Genomic DNA, 19,302 nt, shown 5'->3' with positions numbered 1-19,302 from the left:
GTACCATGAAACGATATACAATTCCTATTATTTTTTTTGCCATTGGTGTGACCCTACAAACCCTGTTTTACTTTTCCTGGGTGAGTTTCACTCTTCTCACAGTTTCATGCCTTCTCCTCACTCTCTTTTTGTACAGTTTGGATTTACAGTCCTTAACCAATTCTCCAGAAACTAGTGCATCAAGCAAAGATGTCTTATCCAATACAAAGGTAAGTCCACTGAACGAATCAAAGGAAACTTTTGCTTCGGAAGGAGTTTTTGATACACAAGTTACACAAACGCAGGAAGCCTCCAATGATGTAACAGAAGAACCAAAACCAAAAGAAATCTTATGGAAAGTGGACCCTATTTTTTTTGCGAGAGAATCGGTTCGATTGGAAGAACGAAATCTTTTTTGTGATACGGTAAAGGAATTTCCGTTTTCCTTCGCTAGCCCCAAACTCTCTTCCATCCAATATGTATACTTTGATGGAAAAGAATTTAAAGAATGTTACTGGCAAAAGTCAGAAATGTTAGTCGAAACAGATGATAATCCTGTTGAATGGAATGAATGGGAAGAAAACCAAATTAGAGAATCTCTACCTGTGATTTCCAAAAACAAACGTAAGTTATATGTTCCATTAACCATCAACGCGAATTTATTTGGATTTTTATGTTTTACTTCCAAAGAAAGTTGGTCAAACGAAGACATCCAAGTGTTTTGGGAAGAAACAACCAATTTGTCTGAAAAAATACTGGCAAAACGTGAATACGCAAAAGTCACCAAACACCCGTTCACAAAACTATATACGGTTTCCCATTTTTACCAAATGGCAAAAGCTTCCTTTGAGGCTTCTGAAAAAAAGACCTTGGTTTTATTTAAGTTCATTGATACCAACTTCCAATCGGAACTTGCCATCGGACTCAACCATATGGGAATCAAACAATCTGTACTTGGCCTTGGACTTTTCCAATTGGAAGAAGACTTATATGCAGCTCTCATTCCCAACGAACGACTAGAATCTTTTTCTTCTTTTTTCAAACAATTCATTGAGGAACTAGACCAATTGGGTTACCCTTCCGAAGTGGCACTAGGTTATTCCAATCCACTCATACCTGATTTAAGGTTTGATGCTTGGATCAAAAAAGCATATAGTTCTTTAGAAGAGAGTATCCTCTACCACGCAGCTTAAATGGATCCACTCATTGATGAAAAATTCATTTTAACGGTTTCACAAGTATTACCGGACCACTTTTACAAAACCTTACTCGTGTTTGCTGAAAGAGAAGCATATGGTCCTTCCAAAAATGAAGGACTATGTTTCGAAAATTGTACGTTAGTAGAATTTGTGGGTGATATCAATGGAAAACTCTATTTAGCACTCGATGGTTATACTAAACTCAAACTTTTACCGAAAATAGCCAAAGCCTTTCAAATTGATCCAACTTCTAGAGCCCACTCATCGTCCATCATGATGGAATTTGCCAATCAAATTGCAGGTAAATTGATTACAGAAATGCGTCTTGGTCGTTACGAAATTGATATCTTGCCACCAGAAAATTTAAATCACAAACTAGTTCCGATTTCACTGAAACACTTTCGCCAATACATTCTCATCTTTAACTTAAAAGACCGACGTGGGGATGAATACATGGGAAGATTGTACCTGATTTTATTGTTGGAAAAATTTCCCACTCCCCAAAACTAAAGTCGAATGAAACCCTATGTTTTGGCTCTCCCTCTAATTTTGAGTTATGCCGGACTAAAACAAAAAAAATCTCTCGAACGAAAAGAATTCACTTTATCCGAAACGGGTCGTCGTAGTTTTCTTTTTTATCCGAAGTACACTGATCCAACATCCTTACCTGGTGTCTACATCCAACATGGAATGAGTGCCATGGGTATTGATGACCAAAGGATCATCGACTTAGCAGAAAACATCGCAAGCACTGGGCATAGTGTCATATTACCAGAACTTCCGGAAGTCAAAGGATTAAAAATCGAAGAAACTACCATCTCCAATATTCAAAATTTGATGTTAGAGATTTATTCAAACAAACAATTGTTTAACGGTAATGACTTAGGGTATTTATCTGCTAGTTTTTCTGCGGGAATGGGAATCATTGCTGCTTCCAGATCCAATACTCGTGATAAAATCAAATCGAGTATGCTCATAGGTGGGTATTGTAACTTTTTGGAAGCAGTTCCTTTTGTTTTCTCTCATTACGAAGTAGATCCGTACGCTGTGTATGTTATTTTATATAATATGCTCCACCGTTTCGAACGAGAACTCGCAGAAGAACTTGAGTCCGTGTATTATGAAGCCGCCCTAGACAATGGACTCAAACGAACAGGGCAAAATGCCAAGTCCGAATTGTATTTAAACAAATCTTCGAAACTTGCGAAAGAATTTTTTGACCAAGTCCACAACGATCGAACCTTTCGGATCAGTTTGGCCCAACGGGTTTTGGACACAGTTCCCGAAAAAATGCCAGAAAATCTTTCTCCTTTTTACCAATTGGAAATGTTAAGTGGCCCAGTTTCCCTTCTGCATGGAAAAACAGACCCCGTCATCTCGGCCGAAGAATCGGAAAAACTGGCCCTCCTCCTCAAAGGGAAAGGGATCCCTTATGTCCACAGGACTTCCACTGCCCTTACCCACGGAGACAGTCTCCCTCTCCATTCCCAAATTTTTGGGGTCCCTGCTCTCTTACAAACTTTTGGAAGTTTTCTGCACTGGTTAGACCAATAGCACTACAGAAATTGTCGATTCTCCTAAAAAACCTGCCGATACTATAGTCAGAATGGACGTAAAAAATGCACCGGACTTCAATCCGGAACGAGGACTCAAGATCCAAATCTCCGAGGATCGTTTGACAGCCACTCTCTTAGTCAAACCAGTTTGGCTGTTAGGTGGCTCTATGAGCAATATACTCATTTATGAAGCACTAGATAACGCGTCCATTCATAGAGACCGCATTTTGATGAAAGATGTGGACCTAGCTGCCCTCGAAATTGATAAAATTTTAAAGGATCCAACCAAGGTAAAAGAGGATTTTACGTTTGTTGTTGGGAAAGGGATTCCCGCCAAACAAGGGGAAAGTGGTTGGATTAAGTTTTATTTTCCAAGAGCCCAACGAGTTGTTTTAAAAGAAGATGGTTCGGCTGATTTTCGTAATATCAATAAATATGTTCACGTAAAAGAAGGGGAAAAACTTGCTACCTTATTTGAAGGGGTGGCGGGAGAACAAGGAACAGACGTCCTTGGAAATCCAATTTACCCGAATCCTATTGACAGACCAAGGCTCACCTTGGGTAAAAATGTTTTGCCTAAAACCATTGATGACCCTGAAAAACCAGGTAGACAACTCAAAGAATACTTTGCCACGTTAAGTGGTGTGGTATTTTCAACAGACACTTCTCTTACCGTATCTCCTGAGTTAAATATTGAAAGTAATATTGGATTAGGAACAGGGAATATCAATTTTGAAGGTACCATCCGTGTCAAAGGAACCATTGAAGAAGGTGCGATTGTCAACTGCCAAGGTTCCCTTTATTTAGATGGAAACGTTGAATCATCTGATGTGGTTGTTGGTGAAGATTTAGAAGTCAAAGGTGGAGTGAAAGCAAAAGGTAAGGGAGTGATCCGCATCAAAGGTGATCTTCGTGCAAAGTTTGTTGAAAATGCTAACCTTGAAATTGATGGCGATTGTATCATCGAAAACTTTATTTTAGGAAGTAGAATCCTTTGTTTGGGGAATATCATCTTAACTGGGGAATCCTCTTCTATCATTGGAAGTGATTTAATTTCCTACCAAGGAATCACCGTTTCCTCACTCGGTTCCTCAGCACAAATGGACACAGTTGTAGAAGTTGGATTCCATTATAAAAATGACCGACTTCTTACAGAAGGGAGTTCTCGCCTTTCCGATATGGAAAAGGAACTGGAAGCACTTGTACCTGAAATCCAAAAGATCAAAGAAGTGGTACAACGTTCTCGTGGAAAAATTGATGATGCCAGAAAAGAAAAGTTCAAAGAAATCTTTGATGCCTATCAGAAAAAAAACAAAACTGTTGAGTTACTCAAATCAAAAATTGAAGAACTAAAAGGTGCTCGTTACAACCAAGACAATGTAAAAGTGGTAGTACGAAACACTGCTCACCCTGGAGCTGTCATCAAATACAGAAGGCAAGTGGAAAAAATCACCAAAGCACAATCAGCTTTTGTAATGAACTTTTTTCCAAACCAAGACAAAGCAATGCTCACAGCCTTTAAAGGCAAATGATAAGTCAGCTAACCTGAATTAGTCGCACTGTAATCAATTTAACTTTAGTCCCAATTTTTTCAATTTTGGGAAAATCACATAATGGCAATACGGATTTTGTGGGTTTAATGTAAAATAATTTTGGTGGTAATCTTCTGCTTTGTAAAAAGTAGGAGCTGGCGAAATTTCAGTGACGATGGGATCAGGGAACATATAAGCATGTTTTCTTTTGGATTCGACTGCGAGTTCTTTTTGTTTTTCATTCAAATAGAAAATCACAGATCTGTATTGTGTTCCTACGTCATTCCCTTGCCGATTGAGTGTGGTTGGGTCATGTGAGGCCCAAAAAATCTCCAATATTTTGGAATAGGATATCACTTCTGGGTTAAACTCAATTTGGATCACTTCGGCATGACCGGTGGTTCCTGTGCAAATTTCCTTATAACTTGGGTTTGGTGTTTGACCACCTGCATAACCAGATTCTACAGAAATTACACCCTGGATGCGTAAGTACACTGCTTCCGTACACCAAAAACACCCACCACCTAAAATCGCTTTTTCCGTCATACTTTCTTTAGACGAATGGGAATCTCTCCAGGTACAAAACATCCTAATTCTGTAATAAAGTTTTTGATAAATTTGGCCTTTGTGATGTCAAAAGATGGATTGAGAGCTCTTGCACCAACGGGTGAGGTTTTCCCCTCCGGAAATAAATACTTTCCCTCCGGAGATTTTAAAAAATCAAACTGAGTTACTTCTGATTCCTTTCGCATTTCAATGGGGATCTCCTCGCCCGTTTTTAAATTGAGATCAAAACTGTCCTTTGTTGCACAAACATAAAACGGTACGTTATGTTCGTGGGCAACAATTGCTAAATTGTATGTACCAATTTTATTCGCCGTATCTCCATTCGACGCAACACGATCACAACCAACAAGGACTGCATCAATTTTCCTGTGGTTCATGAGCCATCCAGACATTCCATCTGTGATGATATAACATTCGATCCCTTCTTCCATCATCTCAAAAGCAGTGAGCCTTGAACCTTGTAAAAATGGTCTTGTTTCATCAGCATATACAACAACCTTTTTTCCCAAGTCACGTAGACTTCGGATTACCCCAAGTGCTGTTCCATGACCTGCTGTTGCCAACGCACCTGTATTACAATGGGTAATGATATGAAACTCTTCCTGGTTTTTGGGAAATAAATTTGCCCCATTTTTTCCCAAGGTTTGATTGGCATTGAGATCATCCACCATCATTTCTAGTGCATACGATTCCCAAATTGTTTGTACGGATTCCCAAAGAGTTTCTGCTTCCACTCGTTTTTTTGCTTCTTGTAATGCAAAACTTAGATTCACCGCAGTTGGTCTCGACTCAAACACTTGTTTGATGAGAGAATCAATCTCTTGTGAATCGACTTTCCCTGATTTTTTTTTGGCACCAAGAGTGAGACCAAAAATACCAGTGATGGCAATTGCAGGTGCTCCCCTAACAGCCATTTCACGAATTGCAAGTATTGTTTCTTCAACAGTCTTAATTTCTAAAAATTCTTTTTTGCCTGGCAAGGCCCTTTGGTCAAGTAGGGAGAGATAAGTGGATTTCCACTGGATGGGTAAAAATTCCGGTTGGGGCATCTTTCCATTTTTTTTGTGCGATGCAGGAAAAAAATGAAAAAACGGGTTGACGGATCTCTGTGCAGCGCACAAAAAGGAATAGTGCATTGCACAACTGAGAACCGAAAAAAGGAGAAATGAAAATGGAACAACAAGTAAAAGACGGATTAAACTTTATCTTAGGCGCAGTAAACACTGCAAAAGTAGAAGCTGAAAAGGCTTTCTCTAGCATCAATGCAGAATTTCAAAACTTAGCAGCGAAAGGTGCTCAAGACCAAAGCGAAATTTCTGTAAACCTTAGAAAATACGTTCAAGAAGGTCTTTCTCAAGTAGAAACCATCGTTGGAAAAGCTAACACTGTTGTTGCGGAAGCAAAAGCAAAAGTAGCAACTGTTACTTCAAAAGCATAATCCAAATCACTTATCAAAAAACCCGGATACTTCACCTCTATTCGGGTTTTTCTTTTCCCACTCTTCCTTCCAACGAATCCAATCCATTCCTAATTCCGACTCGAAATACAAACAAACAGACTCCAAGGTCAAAAAAGCATCGTAATTGATTTCAAAGGATGTGAAATTTTTTTGAATGGATGTAACCAATCGTAATCGAAACAATTCTACAAGTTCCAATCGAAAGGTTTGGAACATTTCTTCGACGTTATGATCGGAATGGGCAAAAAATTTCTCAACTGCATATGTAAAGATATGATCAGCGGATAAAAAAGAATATTCGATCGAATCTTTCGCAATTTCGACAAACAATACTTCCCACAATTCAGCGAGTGCATTTTCCTTTGTTTTACAGTCATAAGCCTGGCAAATGGATGTTCCATAAAATGAAAAATTTTGGCTTTTGGGATCTCCTGTAAATATAGGGTGGATCATACAACCTATTCTTTGTTTGGTGTCGTCTACATAACCCAAAAAAGGACAATTGTATGTCATTTCATCTTTTTTAGGTAGATTTGACTCTTTGGTTTCTCTTTCTTTTCGGTAGATGGGAAATGTATGCCTGATATCAAAATTGACAGTGTTATGAAATTCAGTTGTTCGTTCTAAGAGTAAATTTTTGAATTCTTTGGTTGTAAGTTTTAAATTAAAAAGTCCACAACAGGCACCACAGGAAACATTCCCTCGTTCTGGATGGCATAAACTCAATTCTGTTTAGCTCCGATTACAAACGGAATGAGACCATTGAATACAAGTTCCAATTCACCAGTTTCCTTTTTCTCTTTAAAATAAGTTTGAAAAGGGATTACCATTTTTCTGCTTTCGTGTAACAACACTAAGTTTCCTTTGTGATGTGACAATTGTTCTAAAAGTTTTTCACGAGATCCGTGGGAAGTCGGATACAAATACGATGGTTTGATCCCTTTAAAATAAAAATGTGGGTTATTGTTCTCCGAAACGAGTAAGATACTGATTCGTTCTAATTCAGCAAATTCCAACAACATATTCTCTAAAAAAAACTGAAGAATGATTTGGTAAGATTCTAATTCTTCCGCATTGATATCACTCTCTTCCCAAACTTCCAACCATCCTAAGATTTTAAAAATGGTTTCCTTTTGTTCGTGTAAAACGGGAAGAGCAGAATCAAATATACTCGTAATCTTTAATTTTTGAAAATCCCATACACAACTATAAACAAGTTCCCACCATTTACGTAGTGTAACAGCATCATCCAAATTATTAGGTATGGATTTGTTCATTGCGTGTGCAGCATGATCACTAAAAACAATCATTCCAACCACTTGGCTTATCGATTCAAACAATCGGATCAAATTGAGGAGATTTGTTTTATCAACTGTTTTGTTTTTATTTAAATGATTACACTTGGAATAAGAAGCAGCGATTGGAGTTGGATAAAACTCTAATACAGCAGTTGGATTTAAAATTTTTGCTGAATGAAAATTCCTACGTTCTTTCACAAACATTGCAAAATCAGGATTCCCATATAAAGAATAATTAGCCCAAGTTAAATCATTCGCATGGTAATTACGTCTTGCAAATTCTTTCGATAAGAACAAGGACTCTCCAACAGATTTGTCTGAAAATAGATATGTATAAAATCTTACTGTAAAATCAATTGTCCTTTCATTGTCTAAAATTTCCCAATTTGTTCCTACAAATGTTTTGATTCCTGCAGTCAAGAAAGCACCTGCATATTGGTTTAAAATATTTGTATTTAATTTTTTACCTGCAGATTTTGCCGACATACAAGAGTTAGAGAATACTAAATCAGTATCAATACCTGTTGATTTAATTTCACGTGCCTTGAGAACTTTACCATCCGACAATAACCAACCATTTTCAAGAGAGTCATCGGAAAAATGTAAGTGGCCTGAATAATGGATGATATGTTTGTCTTTGATAAGAGAAAGTAACTTGAGTTTGGTGACCTGTTTCCCACCTATAAATTCTAATTCGAGGAGATGGTTAGGTACCTTTTGACTGAGAACTGAAAATAAAACCTCACCTTCCTTTTGAGCATGTGGCAAATCTTCAGTTGGATCTGCAATGATGAGCATTTTGATTTTACGATTTTCTTTATGAGTGGAACGATGTAGACCACCCCGAATCGTTTTTCCAATTCGAAATTTGTCAGAGAGAAAACTCGTTCCATCATGTAATAATTCCCAAGGAACAAGAGCAAGTGTTGGATCAATATTAAAATGGATACTATGTTTGTTTGTGTTTTTTAATTTTTCGATGATAGAGGTCGGGAAAAACTGTTGGAAAAATGTTTCCCCGAGTACTTTCAGATCCTGTAAAATATCAACATTTAATATTTGGTTGGGTTTGGACAATACGGATTGGGAAACATGGACAAGACGTTCCACTTCACCCAAATACTCTAAAATCAAATCATCATCTAACGTAGATTGTATGTGGGATTCTTCTACAGGAAGATTATCCTCTAAAACATTGAAGATATTGACATTTCCAACACGATCTATGATGAGAGAGAGCATTCTCCCATGAAGCTATCCAAGGAGAATGGACAAGTCAAACGATTTTGAAAGATTAGGACCCACAAACTCTATGGTGTAACTACCAGGGGTTAACCCCGAAAAACTAGCACTGCCATCCAGATTGATTTTGTTGGATAAAATGAACCTGCCATCCCTGCGAAGGTTTACTTGTTGGAACCCAGAACTTCCTTCCGCTTTGACGGAAAGGTAAACTTCTGTCTCATTTTCTTTTACGATCTGGTAATAGAACTTTTGGTTTTCTTTTGTGGTTTCTTCAAAAATAACAGAATTTGTATTTTCTGAACGTACATCAGCGGATGCCGAACGCATCATCGGAGCCAATTCCATTGTCTCTCGGATCTGGAACGACTCTATGAGACTATCAATCACACGAATCCCTGATTGTGTTAGGCGGACAATCAAATTGTCTTTTGTCTCAGGGCTCGACAAATGTTTTCGCGTGTATTCTTTTAAGTATTCTGGGAAAGGAAGTTGCGCACGGTGAACAGTGTTTTCAGCTTTATGGAGGAGAAAGGTCTCAGCTAACGCATCTTCCTTCCATACCTCTTTTCTCAATTCTGCAAAAAAGGATTCCTCACAGAACCAGTATGCATCCCAAAGGTCTGGGTGATCTTGCAACTCAGCCTCACTAGGAAATGCACCCTTTAGGAATAATTCCCTAGCAATTTCCAATGATTCTGCGTTAAAGTCCTGATTTTCCATGTGGCCCCTCCACGGTATAATGTATGACGAAGGAAATCACGACTCTCCCGCTACAGAATGCATTTTTTTTTGTATTTTTTCGAGTACACGGAGCAGGGTGACACTCACCCCACCTTCGGAAATCCCTAAGATTCGGGCAATTTCCCGGTAAGGGGTACGAACGAGGAAGTGGCCTTTTTGTTTTTTCTCGATTAGTTTTTTTCGCTGTTCGTACTTCTTCGCAAGGGCATGGTCCAATCGTTCTTTATAATATTGTGCTTCAACCGAATCTCCCTGGGCCTTTTGTTTTTTCTGCTCTTTTAAATCTAGAATATTCAAATACAAGGAAGTGATTTTGTCCTCCATCTTGAGGTTTTCCTCCTCGCGGTTGGACAACTCTTCTCGTAGTGACAAAATTTCAGAACGAATCTCTTCCTCAGGTCGGGTCGTTTTTTCCGCGATGTACAATATTTCTTCAGGGTCTAGGTGGAGGTAGTACACAAAAGATAATTTGAATACGATTCGATTTTCCATTTTAATTGTGGAAAGTACGGACTGGAATTGGTCGGAGACATCAAGCGCATGGGCAAGGGCATCCGCACGTTTATCGGGTTCGTCTTCGATTGTGCTGTATTCCTTCCCTTCCTTATTGACCTTGGAAACTGTCTGGGTTTTGACCTCACGTTTGGTGCGTTGCCAATCAATGAGTAGGTTTCGGAGTACGGAAAAAAACCAAGTCTTAAAACTCGATTTCCCAACAAAACTTTTGAACCGTTTGCCAGATTTGAGTCGCTCAAACGCATAAATATAATAGTCGGAAGCATCATCTTCCGTTAGATGAAAGACTCGAATGGGAAAATTATAAATATCTTGGGAATAATGATCAAAAAACTTTTGTAGGGATTTTTCGTTGCCAGTCCCACATTCTTTGACAAGTTCCAAAATTTCTTCGGTGGAATAAGAAGTCTGTTCCATAAACTACTTTCCTAAAAAGGAACCCACCCCAAGACTTCTAATAACATGAAACGTATTGTTGTGATTTTGACTCTTCTGGCAAGTTTTATTTTCGCTGAGGGACAGAAGTCCAAAGGGAAACTTAATTTTGTTTGGCCTATCCAAGGTTTGGAACTCTCCTCCCTAATCACGAGTACCTTTGGTGAATCGAGAAAAGACCACTTTCACAATGGATTAGACATTTCCTCAGTCTTACAACCCGTTCGTTCCATGGGAGATGGATTCATTTTGTACTCTCGTTATGCGGAAGATAATCCTTTTGAGGATGAAAGAGGTTCAGGAAATATTGTTTGGATTGCACATAAAAATGGTTATGTGAGCGGTTATTACCACTTAGGTGGAACAAGGAACGAACTCGTCAAAAACCATAAACCAGTGAAGGCGGGTGATACAATTGGAATCTCAGGTAACACAGGTCACTCAACCGGTGGACATTTACACTTTGTTCTAGGAAAAGACTACGGAAAAATTTTACTCGACCCTCTCTCCTATTTACCTCCCGTCGAAGACAATATGCCTCCTCAAATTGCCAATTTGTTCATCCATGTAGGAGAAAATTATACCAATCTAAATGATGGAGACAATATCAATGTATCCAAAGCTTTTCCGCTAACAGTAAGTATCATTGATGGTGGGATCAAAAATAGCCAACGAAGAGGTATCAAAGAAGTGAAATACTTATTTAATGGTGAAACATACAAAGTGGCAAATTTTGAATCCCTTCAATTTGATGGTTCCAAGTGGAAAACAAAAGATGGCCATAGTTTTGATGATTTATTCTTTAAAGACCGTTATTTGGTAGGAGTTTTGAATCTCAAAGCCGGCGAAAATACAATCAAAGTGCAAACAAAAGATTTTTCTGGTCATGAAGGAGAAAGAAACTTCAGTATTAACATCACAAGGATCAGTGGAGGAAATTAACCCTCCACCAAACTCCAATTCAAATATCCAAGAAAGCCAATCACTCGTAAAGAGCTTGGATTTGGTTTTTATATTTTTCTGTGATCACATGGCGTTTGAGTGATAACTTCGCAGTAAGCTCATCACCTACTTCAAATGGTTTTGGGATCACAATCACACCAACCACTCGTTCAAACGATTTAAATCCAGTTTGAGAATTAATCTTTGATTTGATCTCTGATTCCATTTTTTGGATCACATCTTTATCTTTCCAAAATTCTTTTCCTGGCGTTGTTTCAAATCGATTTAGATTGGGATACACCATTGCACTCAAAAATTTTTGGTCCTGCCCAACAACCATACATTGGTCAATCCATTCAGATTCTAAAATTTTAGATTCAATCGGTACTGGCTCCACATTTTCTCCTCCGAGCAACACGATTGTTTCTTTGGAACGACCTACTATACGTAAGTTATGGTTTGAAGTAAATATTCCTAAGTCACCAGTATTCAACCATCCTGCTACGAGCACCTTGTTTGTTGCTTCAGGGTTTTTATAGTAACCTGCCATAACCTGTTTTCCTTTAACGTGAATTTCCCCTTTTCTTCCATACACATATTTTCCGATTTCAGTATCTAGGAAAACTTCACCAGTGTTTAAGTCGACAAGTCGTAGGTCTGTTTTGGGAAATATTTTTCCAACTGAACCAGGAATGATTTCCTCAAAGGTTCGCATGGCAAGTACTGGTGCAGTTTCTGTCATACCATAACCTTCCAAAACAGGAATACCAATCATATTGAAGAATTCATCAACATGAAATGGTAGTGCGCCTCCTCCCGATACGGAACCTCTGAGTTCTCCTCCAGTTGCATTTCGAATTTTGGATAAAACTAAAAAGTCAAAAATAAAATATGGAAAACACACGACAAAGAATCGAATCAAATGGTAAACAAAGCGTATGATTTGTTTCCATATCACCATTGGATGGATATCGAGTACATTCCCAGTAATGACTTGTCTTGAATGAAAAAAACGTTTCGCAAAGTACATCGAAAGTTGAAACATCTTTTGTTTGACTAGTGAAGATTTATTTAAAGTACCTAAGATTCCACCATAAATGCTCTCCCATAACCTTGGTGCAGAAGCCATAAAGTTGGGTTTTATAAATTTTAAATCTTCTTTGAGTGTACGAACACTGCTGTAATAAGTACAAGCTCCATACGATAAACTAAAGATTTCAAATATCCTTTCGAAAATATGCCAAATGGGTAAGATCGAAAGTGTTTTATCACCTTTTTTTAAACTCAATGGTAAGTTCCTCAGTTGAAACAAAATATTTCCATGAGTTAACATCACTCCCTTCGGAGTTCCCGTTGTTCCTGATGTATAAATCATTGTAAACAAATCAGATTCTTTGATCGTATTCTCTAAAAATATTTGATCAGAAGGATCTTCTTTTCTTTTTTGATTTCCTATTGTCACTAATTCCTGTAAGGTTTTGATTTTAATTTTTCTGGATTTGAGTTCTTTGTTTTGTTTTGGTGGATAAAATAAAATGATTTCTTTTAGAAATTCTAAATCTTTTTCCAACCTGATCACTTTCTCAAATACAGTTTCATTTTCTACGAAAAGTATTTTGGATTCAGAGTGATTGAGAATGTATAATATATCTTGGTCGGTAACATCCGAAGCACGTGGTACGTCGATTGCGCCAAGGAGAGTTGTTGCAATACTCGTCTGGATCCATTCATAAGAATTGTCAGCAAAAATAGCGACTTTGTCTCTTTCTGACAAAGTTTCACTCAGTCCTAATGCCAAATGTTTTGCTTCATTTAACAATTCCATATAGGTTTTGAATTGGTAAACACCTGGACCCAATCTGGTTCCAAACGCTTTTTTATGCCCAAATCGTTTTGGGAGATCTAGATAAAAATCTATCATGGTTCGCATCGATATTCCTCTTTTGGATACAAGAGTAATCGATACAAAAACGTTTGTCGTCCTCTAGAATTCTTTGAGACTTATGGTTCGGAATGTTTTGATTGTTTTCGGAAATCTGTTGGCGTCACTCCCACCTTCTCTAAGAAAACACGATTGAAAGTGGATTTGGAATTAAAACCGACCGCATCGGCAATGGACAAAATGGTTCGTTCTTTGGGTTCCAATAAATAACGTTTTGCTTCTTCGATCCTATACTGGTTGATGTAATTGTAAAAACCAAAACCATATCGTTTATGAAAGTATTCAGACAACTGTCCTGACTTCACTCCAACTAACTCAGCCAATTTAGATAAACTTAAGTCCTCATCACAGAAAACTTTTTCCAACATCAATTCATATAATTTTTGATCGATTATTTCAATTGGAACAGAAGACAACTTCGATTTTTCATATTTATTTTTTTGAATTGTATCACGTACATCAGAAACAAAGGGTTCCCAAAATTCACGAGTAAAAAAATAAAAATACATAAGAGTTGGCAATAGGTATGCACTCAATTTCCGAAAGAATGGAATTTGGAATCCAAAACCGATACTCCCTACCAGTAAATCCATCCAAATCAAAAGAATAAAAACCAAAGAATAAATGGCACGTTTCGTAAAAAAGACAGACAAACGTACGTTTGGTATCCATTCGCGGATTAAAAAAATTCCTACAGAAATTAAAACGGAAAGTTTGATTCCAAAATTAAGGCCAGATAATATACTTCCATATTCACTAGTTGTAATCGTGTTTAAAATTTTTATTTTTTCTATATCTGATTCCAAGTAATATGGAATTAGGAATACAATGGAAACCAAAGAAGGTAAAAAACAAATCCAATGTAGATTGATTTTTTTCTCTAGAAATAAATTTTCTAAATAAAGATACAAAAAGGAGGCTGATAAAAATACAAATGGAATGTGGATAAAAACTATGGAAGGAAGTTGGTAATAAAATCCTGTAAACATAAAGGCTCCAGTTAACAACCATAAGCCTGTAGAAAACAAAATAAATGACCAAAGCAGATCTGATTTTTTTCGATTTTTGATTATGTTAGATAATGCCCAAATGAGGCAAAATATGGCACCAGATCCCATCCATAAAAACTCTAATAATAAAACGAGGGAAATAGATTCTGTTCCCACAGGAATTACCCGTAAACTCTCACTTCTTCCCCAACAGTATAACGCACAGCACCTTTTCCTAATATATCTGTTAACATCTTCATCAGATCTGTTGTGATTTCGATGGAAAAATGATCGTGAGCACGTATGACTTTTTTTTCGTCACCGTTTCCAATCAAATGAAAAAATACTGAAGAGGCACCTCTATGAACGGAAAGTATATCTTGGAGTTTCAAAATCACATCTCGATTTTTTTCTTCCTTCATATTGATGGTTAAATGGAGGGTTTTTTCCATTTTTTTCTCAATCGTAACGGAATTGAGCTCTTCTAGTTTATTAACTATGATTTGACCCTTTAACTCTGATTCGTCGGCATCAATCCGTTCCAAAATTCCTTTGATAAATACTGTGTTGTCTTCAGTGAAAAGATGCTTGTATTCGGCGTAAGTTTTTGGAAACGCCACACATTCAATTTCACCAGTTTGGTCTTCCAACATAAAGTTAACAAATTCTTCTTTTTTCTTTGTAAGTTTAACAACTTTTTTGGATAATACACCAGCAATTTCCACTTTAGATTTCGGTCGAACTTCCTCTAAATTTTCAATGGAAGTTGGGTTTAGACTTTTGAGTTGTTCTGTGAATTTATCCAGTGGATGCCCAGACAAATACAAACCGGTAGTTTCTTTTTCTCGACGAAGAAGTTCGTCTCCGTTCCACTCAATTCCATCTTTAGGTAAATTTAAGTTTTCTTCCGTTCCACCATTTGCACCACCAAACAAAGAAAATTGGCCTTCCTTTTCTTCAGCTTGTTTTTTGTTGGCATAGTTTAGTATGATATCTGTAGATTCAAAAATTGTTTTTCTCGTATAACCAAAAGAATCAAATGCTCCACCTTGTGCGAGAGACTCCAAAACTTTTTTATTCGCAAGACGAGTATCTAATTTTTTTGTAAAATCACTGAGTTGTTTGTAACCACCAAGTTCATTTCGATTTTTGATGATATTTTCTGCGGCAAGTTCTCCCACCCCTTTGATGGAAGACAATCCAAATCGAACCGTTTTGTCATCTGTGATCTCAAATGAAATTCCCGATTCTCTTACATCTGGACCCAAGATTCTGATCCCCATATCTTTTGCATTATTGATGTATTTCACAACATCAGTGATCTTTGAATGGTCTCCCGATAATAAGGCAGTTAGGTATTCAATGGAATAATTCGCTTTCAGGTATGCAGTTTGGTATGTCACAAATGCATAGGCTACCGAGTGGGATTTGTTAAAACCATACTCACCAAATTTTTCTAATTGTTCGAATAGTTCGGTTGCTAACTTTTCGTTGATCTTTTTTTCGATGGCACCTTTTACAAATTTTTCCTTTAAGGCAGGAAGTTTGGACTTATCTTTTTTAGCCATCGCCTTACGAAGAACATCCGAGTCTCCCACAGAGAATCCACCCATGATCCTTGAGATACCCATTACCTGCTCTTGGTAAACAACAACACCATAAGTTTCGCCGAGGACTTCTGCCAAACTTTCATGTGGGAAAATTACTTTTTTCTTTCCGTTTTTACGATCTAAATAATCATCCAACATCCCTGATCCCATGGGACCAGGTCTATATAACGCAAGCAAGGCGGCAATTTCTTCAAATTTTTGCACCTGTGCTTTTGCAAAAAGGTCACGAATTCCTGAGGAAGAATCCAACTGGAAAATACCCAACACATTCGCTTTTCGCAATAAACTAAAAGTAGCTGGGTCATCGAGTGGTATGGTATCCAAATCTAGTTTGATACCATGTCGTTTTTGAATCAATTGTGTTGCATGATGGATGGTAGTTAAGTTTTTTAAACCTAAAATATCCATTTTGATAAGTCCCACTTGTTCCGACATATTTTTGTCGTACTGTGTAACAATCGAACGCCCATCACGTCCCGGTTCACTAACCGTTGACAATGGGACAATTTCTTCTAATGCAGTTGGTGCAATGACAACTCCAGCCGCGTGTCTTCCCACCTGACGATAGTTACCTTCTAATTTTTGAGCAATGGAAAATACTTTTTTATTGAGATCAGATTTTTCTGCGACATCACGTAAGTCTTTTGAAGTTTCAACTGCTTCCTGGATGGTAATTCCTAATTTTTTAGGAAATAACTTACTCATCTCATTCACTTCTGAAAATGGTACATTAAAAACTCGAGCCACATCTTTAATTGCCGCTTTTGCAGCAAGGGATCCAAATGTAATGATTTGGCCGACTCGGTTTTCACCATACTTATGTTTGATGTAGTTGATCACTTCTTCGCGACGTTCTACACAAAAGTCAGTATCAATATCAGGCATATCCTTACGATCTGGGTTTAAAAATCGTTCAAATAACAAATTATAACGAATTGGATCTACATTTGTGATTCCAAGTGCATATGCGATGATGGAACCTGCTGCCGAACCACGACCAGGTCCTACAGGGATTCCTGTTCGCCTTGCAAAATTGATATAATCTTGAACAATGAGAAAGTATCCTGCAAAATGCATGTTTCGAATGGTTTGCATTTCATATTCAGTTCTTTCTTTGACAATGGGTGTGATTTCTTTGTATTTTTCCTGAATTCCTTCCCAAACCAATTTCTCTAAATAACTGTCTGTATCATACCCATGTGGTACTTCGAAAGGTGGAAGTAATGGGTTTCCAAATTGGAAATTCAAAGAACATTTATCACGAATGGCAAGTGTATTATAATATGCATCCAAATGATTGGGAAAAAGTTCCTTCATCTCTGAAGGAGATTTTACATAAAAATTTTGATTAAACCCAAAACGCATTTCATCATCGATGTTTTTGCGCATTCCAATGCGTAATAAAATGTCCTGTGCTTCTCGATCATCTTTTGTTAAAAAGTGTGAATCATTTGTGAGAACAAGTGGGATACCAGTTCGTTTGGAAAAACCAATGACAGCTTCAGCAACAATCTTTTGTTCTGGAATTCCATGGTCTTGGATTTCCATATAAAAATCTTCTTTACGAAAGATCTCATGCAATCGACCAGCTAACGCATACGCCTTGTCTTCTTTGCCTTCCAGGATTTTCCGGTTCACTTCTCCTGCAAGGCAAGCTGTCAAACAAACAAGGCCTTCACTATGTCGTTCTAATAAATCATAGTCAATACGTGGTTTGCGATAAAAACCTTCTGTAAACGAACGGCTAGCAAGTTTGATGATGTTATGATAACCAATTTCATTTTTGCATAATAAGATGATGTGATAAGCTCCACCATCAGCAATTTCATCTAACTCGGTTTCTGCGCTTCTGGAAGGAGTCACATAAAATTCACAACCAATGATGGGTTTGACTTCGTGTTTCACTGCCTCTTTGTAAAATTCGATGGCACCATACATGTTGCCGTGGTCAGTGATGGCGACAGAACTCATTCCCAATTCTTTCACTCGTTTCATCAAATCACTGATTCGAATGGCACCATCCAACATGGAATAGGTAGTGTGCAGATGCAGGTGGGCAAAATCTTCCATGGCTTAGTGACATAGTAAAGCCGATGCCCCCGTACGTAAAGCGCCCCAAGGGAAGGATTTCCGATTTTTTTTGGCCCAAATTGCCAATTCCCAAACCTGCCAAATCCATCCAAGCCCAAAAACGATGGAAGGTGTCAGGGCATTACACAAACTGGTTTTGTCTATGTCCCCATTTTCCCTACCAAAAATTAGCCCCATAACTCATGTTTTGCGAGACAAAATCCAAGAAAAAATTGATACCAAAACAAAACCATTAGGTTCTCTTGGTGCACTCGAAACGATTGCACTTCAAATTGCAGAAATCCAAAACACTACGTCTCCAACACTCAAAAATCCGAAGTTGATTTTATTTGCAGGGGACCATGGGATCACGGAAGAACCGGTTTCCCTTTATCCAAAAGATGTCACATGGCAAATGGTCTTTAATTTTTTAAATGGTGGAGCATGTGCTAATGTATTTGCAAAACATAGTGGGATTGAAGTTGAAGTTGTTGATGTTGGAGTGGATCATGATTGGGATGATTCCACAAAAAATCTTTTGATCAAAAAAATTCGCAAAGGTACATCCAATTTTTTAAAAACACAAGCAATGTCCAAAGAAGAATCCCACCAATGTATACAAAATGGATTCAATTTGATATTGGAAAATAAATACAAAGAAACAAATGTATTTTTATTTGGTGAGATGGGAATTGGGAACACCTCTTCTGCTTCGATGATTTTATCTCATTTAACAGACATTCCACTTTCAAAACTGGTTGGAAAAGGAACAGGTTTAAATCAAGAAGGGAAACAATCCAAACTTCAAATTTTAGAACGGGCATTCCAAAGAACAGGAAAATTAACGGATCCAATGGAAATTCTTTCTGAATTTGGCGGATTTGAAATCGGAATGATGGCTGGAGCGATGTTAGGTGTCGCATCCGAACAAAAACTTTTCCTTGTAGATGGTTTTATCACTACCGCTGCGTATTTACTTGCTTATCACTTAGATCCAAACGTAAAAGACTATGCAATTTTTTCTCATGTTTCTGATGAAGAAGGCCATATCATTGTTTTGAACCACTACCAAATAAACCCATTGTTAAGACTGAATTTAAGATTGGGAGAAGGAAGTGGTGCTTTGGCCGCTTACCCACTTGTCGAACTCAGTATTCAATTTTTAAATGAAATGGCTTCCTTTGCTGATGCAGGGGTAAGTGAAGCAGATAAAAAAGTATAA

General features: G+C 37.6%; 16 protein-coding genes. 7 read left to right on the top strand and 9 right to left on the bottom strand.

Annotated features, from left to right (window positions below; translation table 11 throughout):
- The first annotated feature begins 5 nt into the window (after positions 1-5).
- Genes ND855_RS01980 through ND855_RS01965 form a run of 4 tightly spaced genes read left to right on the top strand, consistent with a single transcriptional unit; the run spans position 6 to position 4,266 of the window.
- Positions 6-1,172: a hypothetical protein gene (locus ND855_RS01980; RefSeq protein ID WP_265356952.1), complete on the top strand. Its 1,167-nt coding sequence runs from the start codon at positions 6-8 to the stop codon at positions 1,170-1,172.
- A complete protein-coding gene (locus ND855_RS01975; protein WP_265356951.1) occupies positions 1,173-1,688 on the top strand; it encodes a chemotaxis protein CheX in 516 nt (171 codons plus the stop codon).
- A gap of 6 nt (positions 1,689-1,694) precedes the next feature.
- Positions 1,695-2,732, top strand: a complete 1,038-nt coding sequence (locus ND855_RS01970) for an alpha/beta hydrolase family protein (RefSeq protein WP_135595088.1) — start codon at positions 1,695-1,697, stop codon at positions 2,730-2,732.
- Positions 2,733-2,784: 52 nt separating this feature from the next.
- Positions 2,785-4,266, top strand: coding sequence for a DUF342 domain-containing protein (locus ND855_RS01965; RefSeq protein ID WP_265356950.1), 1,482 nt, complete (start codon positions 2,785-2,787; stop codon positions 4,264-4,266).
- Between the two features lie 33 nt (positions 4,267-4,299).
- Here ND855_RS01965 and msrA read toward each other — a convergent pair whose 3' ends face one another.
- Both msrA and mtnA read right to left on the bottom strand, forming a co-directional pair.
- Positions 4,300-4,812 (bottom strand): peptide-methionine (S)-S-oxide reductase MsrA, encoded by a 513-nt coding sequence (gene msrA, locus ND855_RS01960; RefSeq protein WP_265356949.1) that lies wholly within the window; start codon positions 4,810-4,812, stop codon positions 4,300-4,302.
- Complete coding sequence (gene mtnA, locus ND855_RS01955; protein ID WP_265356948.1) at positions 4,809-5,882, bottom strand: S-methyl-5-thioribose-1-phosphate isomerase; 1,074 nt, start codon at positions 5,880-5,882, stop codon at positions 4,809-4,811. The genes msrA and mtnA overlap by 4 nt, the downstream gene beginning before the upstream one ends.
- Positions 5,883-6,004: 122 nt before the next feature.
- Here mtnA and ND855_RS01950 point away from each other — a divergent pair, with 122 nt between their 5' ends.
- Positions 6,005-6,271 (top strand): sigma-54 down-regulated protein, encoded by a 267-nt coding sequence (locus ND855_RS01950; protein ID WP_100717631.1) that lies wholly within the window; start codon positions 6,005-6,007, stop codon positions 6,269-6,271.
- A gap of 6 nt (positions 6,272-6,277) precedes the next feature.
- Here ND855_RS01950 and ND855_RS01945 read toward each other — a convergent pair whose 3' ends face one another.
- Genes ND855_RS01945 through ND855_RS01930 form a run of 4 tightly spaced genes read right to left on the bottom strand, consistent with a single transcriptional unit; the run spans position 6,278 to position 10,509 of the window.
- A complete protein-coding gene (locus tag ND855_RS01945; RefSeq protein ID WP_265356947.1) occupies positions 6,278-7,018 on the bottom strand; it encodes a hypothetical protein in 741 nt (246 codons plus the stop codon).
- On the bottom strand, positions 7,015-8,832 hold the full coding sequence (locus ND855_RS01940) for a CHAT domain-containing protein (protein WP_265356946.1): 1,818 nt from the start codon (positions 8,830-8,832) through the stop codon (positions 7,015-7,017). The genes ND855_RS01945 and ND855_RS01940 overlap by 4 nt, the downstream gene beginning before the upstream one ends.
- Before the next feature lie 12 nt (positions 8,833-8,844).
- Positions 8,845-9,555 (bottom strand): hypothetical protein, encoded by a 711-nt coding sequence (locus tag ND855_RS01935; protein WP_265356945.1) that lies wholly within the window; start codon positions 9,553-9,555, stop codon positions 8,845-8,847.
- Between the two features lie 36 nt (positions 9,556-9,591).
- A complete protein-coding gene (locus ND855_RS01930) occupies positions 9,592-10,509 on the bottom strand; it encodes a sigma-70 family RNA polymerase sigma factor (RefSeq protein WP_265356944.1) in 918 nt (305 codons plus the stop codon).
- 45 nt (positions 10,510-10,554) lie between these two features.
- On the opposite strand from ND855_RS01930, the gene ND855_RS01925 reads away from it, so the two are divergent.
- Complete coding sequence (locus tag ND855_RS01925; protein WP_265356943.1) at positions 10,555-11,469, top strand: M23 family metallopeptidase; 915 nt, start codon at positions 10,555-10,557, stop codon at positions 11,467-11,469.
- A gap of 40 nt (positions 11,470-11,509) precedes the next feature.
- On the opposite strand, the gene ND855_RS01920 is transcribed toward ND855_RS01925, so the two are convergent.
- The 3 genes from ND855_RS01920 to dnaE form a co-directional block, all read right to left on the bottom strand.
- Complete coding sequence (locus tag ND855_RS01920) at positions 11,510-13,399, bottom strand: AMP-dependent synthetase/ligase (RefSeq protein ID WP_265356942.1); 1,890 nt, start codon at positions 13,397-13,399, stop codon at positions 11,510-11,512.
- Positions 13,400-13,470: 71 nt separating this feature from the next.
- Complete coding sequence (locus ND855_RS01915; protein ID WP_265356941.1) at positions 13,471-14,577, bottom strand: helix-turn-helix domain-containing protein; 1,107 nt, start codon at positions 14,575-14,577, stop codon at positions 13,471-13,473.
- A 5-nt stretch (positions 14,578-14,582) separates the two neighbouring features.
- Positions 14,583-18,080 carry a DNA polymerase III subunit alpha gene (dnaE, locus tag ND855_RS01910; protein ID WP_265356940.1) on the bottom strand — a complete coding sequence of 1,166 codons (3,498 nt, stop codon included), beginning with the start codon at positions 18,078-18,080 and terminating at the stop codon, positions 14,583-14,585.
- Between the two features lie 163 nt (positions 18,081-18,243).
- On the opposite strand from dnaE, the gene cobT reads away from it, so the two are divergent.
- Positions 18,244-19,302: a nicotinate-nucleotide--dimethylbenzimidazole phosphoribosyltransferase gene (cobT, locus tag ND855_RS01905; protein ID WP_265359327.1), complete on the top strand. Its 1,059-nt coding sequence runs from the start codon at positions 18,244-18,246 to the stop codon at positions 19,300-19,302.

The sequence above is a fragment of the Leptospira paudalimensis genome (genome assembly GCF_026151345.1).
GTDB lineage: Bacteria > Spirochaetota > Leptospiria > Leptospirales > Leptospiraceae > Leptospira_A > Leptospira_A paudalimensis.
The sequence above is the reverse complement of the archived record's forward strand: the minus strand, read 5'-3'. Positions and strand labels throughout refer to the sequence as shown.

What these genes read in the sequence shown, in the direction of transcription:
- ND855_RS01950 (WP_100717631.1), top strand. Translation starts at nt 6,005, where the DNA reads ATGGAACAACAAGTAAAAGACGGATTAAACTTTATCTTAGGCGCAGTA.
- ND855_RS01970 (WP_135595088.1), top strand. Translation starts at nt 1,695, where the DNA reads ATGAAACCCTATGTTTTGGCTCTCCCTCTAATTTTGAGTTATGCCGGA.
- ND855_RS01935 (WP_265356945.1), bottom strand. Translation starts at nt 9,555, where the DNA reads ATGGAAAATCAGGACTTTAACGCAGAATCATTGGAAATTGCTAGGGAA.
- msrA (WP_265356949.1), bottom strand. Translation starts at nt 4,812, where the DNA reads ATGACGGAAAAAGCGATTTTAGGTGGTGGGTGTTTTTGGTGTACGGAA.
- ND855_RS01920 (WP_265356942.1), bottom strand. Translation starts at nt 13,399, where the DNA reads ATGCGAACCATGATAGATTTTTATCTAGATCTCCCAAAACGATTTGGG.
- ND855_RS01940 (WP_265356946.1), bottom strand. Translation starts at nt 8,832, where the DNA reads ATGCTCTCTCTCATCATAGATCGTGTTGGAAATGTCAATATCTTCAAT.
- ND855_RS01925 (WP_265356943.1), top strand. Translation starts at nt 10,555, where the DNA reads ATGAAACGTATTGTTGTGATTTTGACTCTTCTGGCAAGTTTTATTTTC.
- ND855_RS01930 (WP_265356944.1), bottom strand. Translation starts at nt 10,509, where the DNA reads ATGGAACAGACTTCTTATTCCACCGAAGAAATTTTGGAACTTGTCAAA.
- mtnA (WP_265356948.1), bottom strand. Translation starts at nt 5,882, where the DNA reads ATGCCCCAACCGGAATTTTTACCCATCCAGTGGAAATCCACTTATCTC.
- ND855_RS01965 (WP_265356950.1), top strand. Translation starts at nt 2,785, where the DNA reads ATGGACGTAAAAAATGCACCGGACTTCAATCCGGAACGAGGACTCAAG.
- ND855_RS01975 (WP_265356951.1), top strand. Translation starts at nt 1,173, where the DNA reads ATGGATCCACTCATTGATGAAAAATTCATTTTAACGGTTTCACAAGTA.
- cobT (WP_265359327.1), top strand. Translation starts at nt 18,244, where the DNA reads ATGTCCCCATTTTCCCTACCAAAAATTAGCCCCATAACTCATGTTTTG.
- ND855_RS01980 (WP_265356952.1), top strand. Translation starts at nt 6, where the DNA reads ATGAAACGATATACAATTCCTATTATTTTTTTTGCCATTGGTGTGACC.
- dnaE (WP_265356940.1), bottom strand. Translation starts at nt 18,080, where the DNA reads ATGGAAGATTTTGCCCACCTGCATCTGCACACTACCTATTCCATGTTG.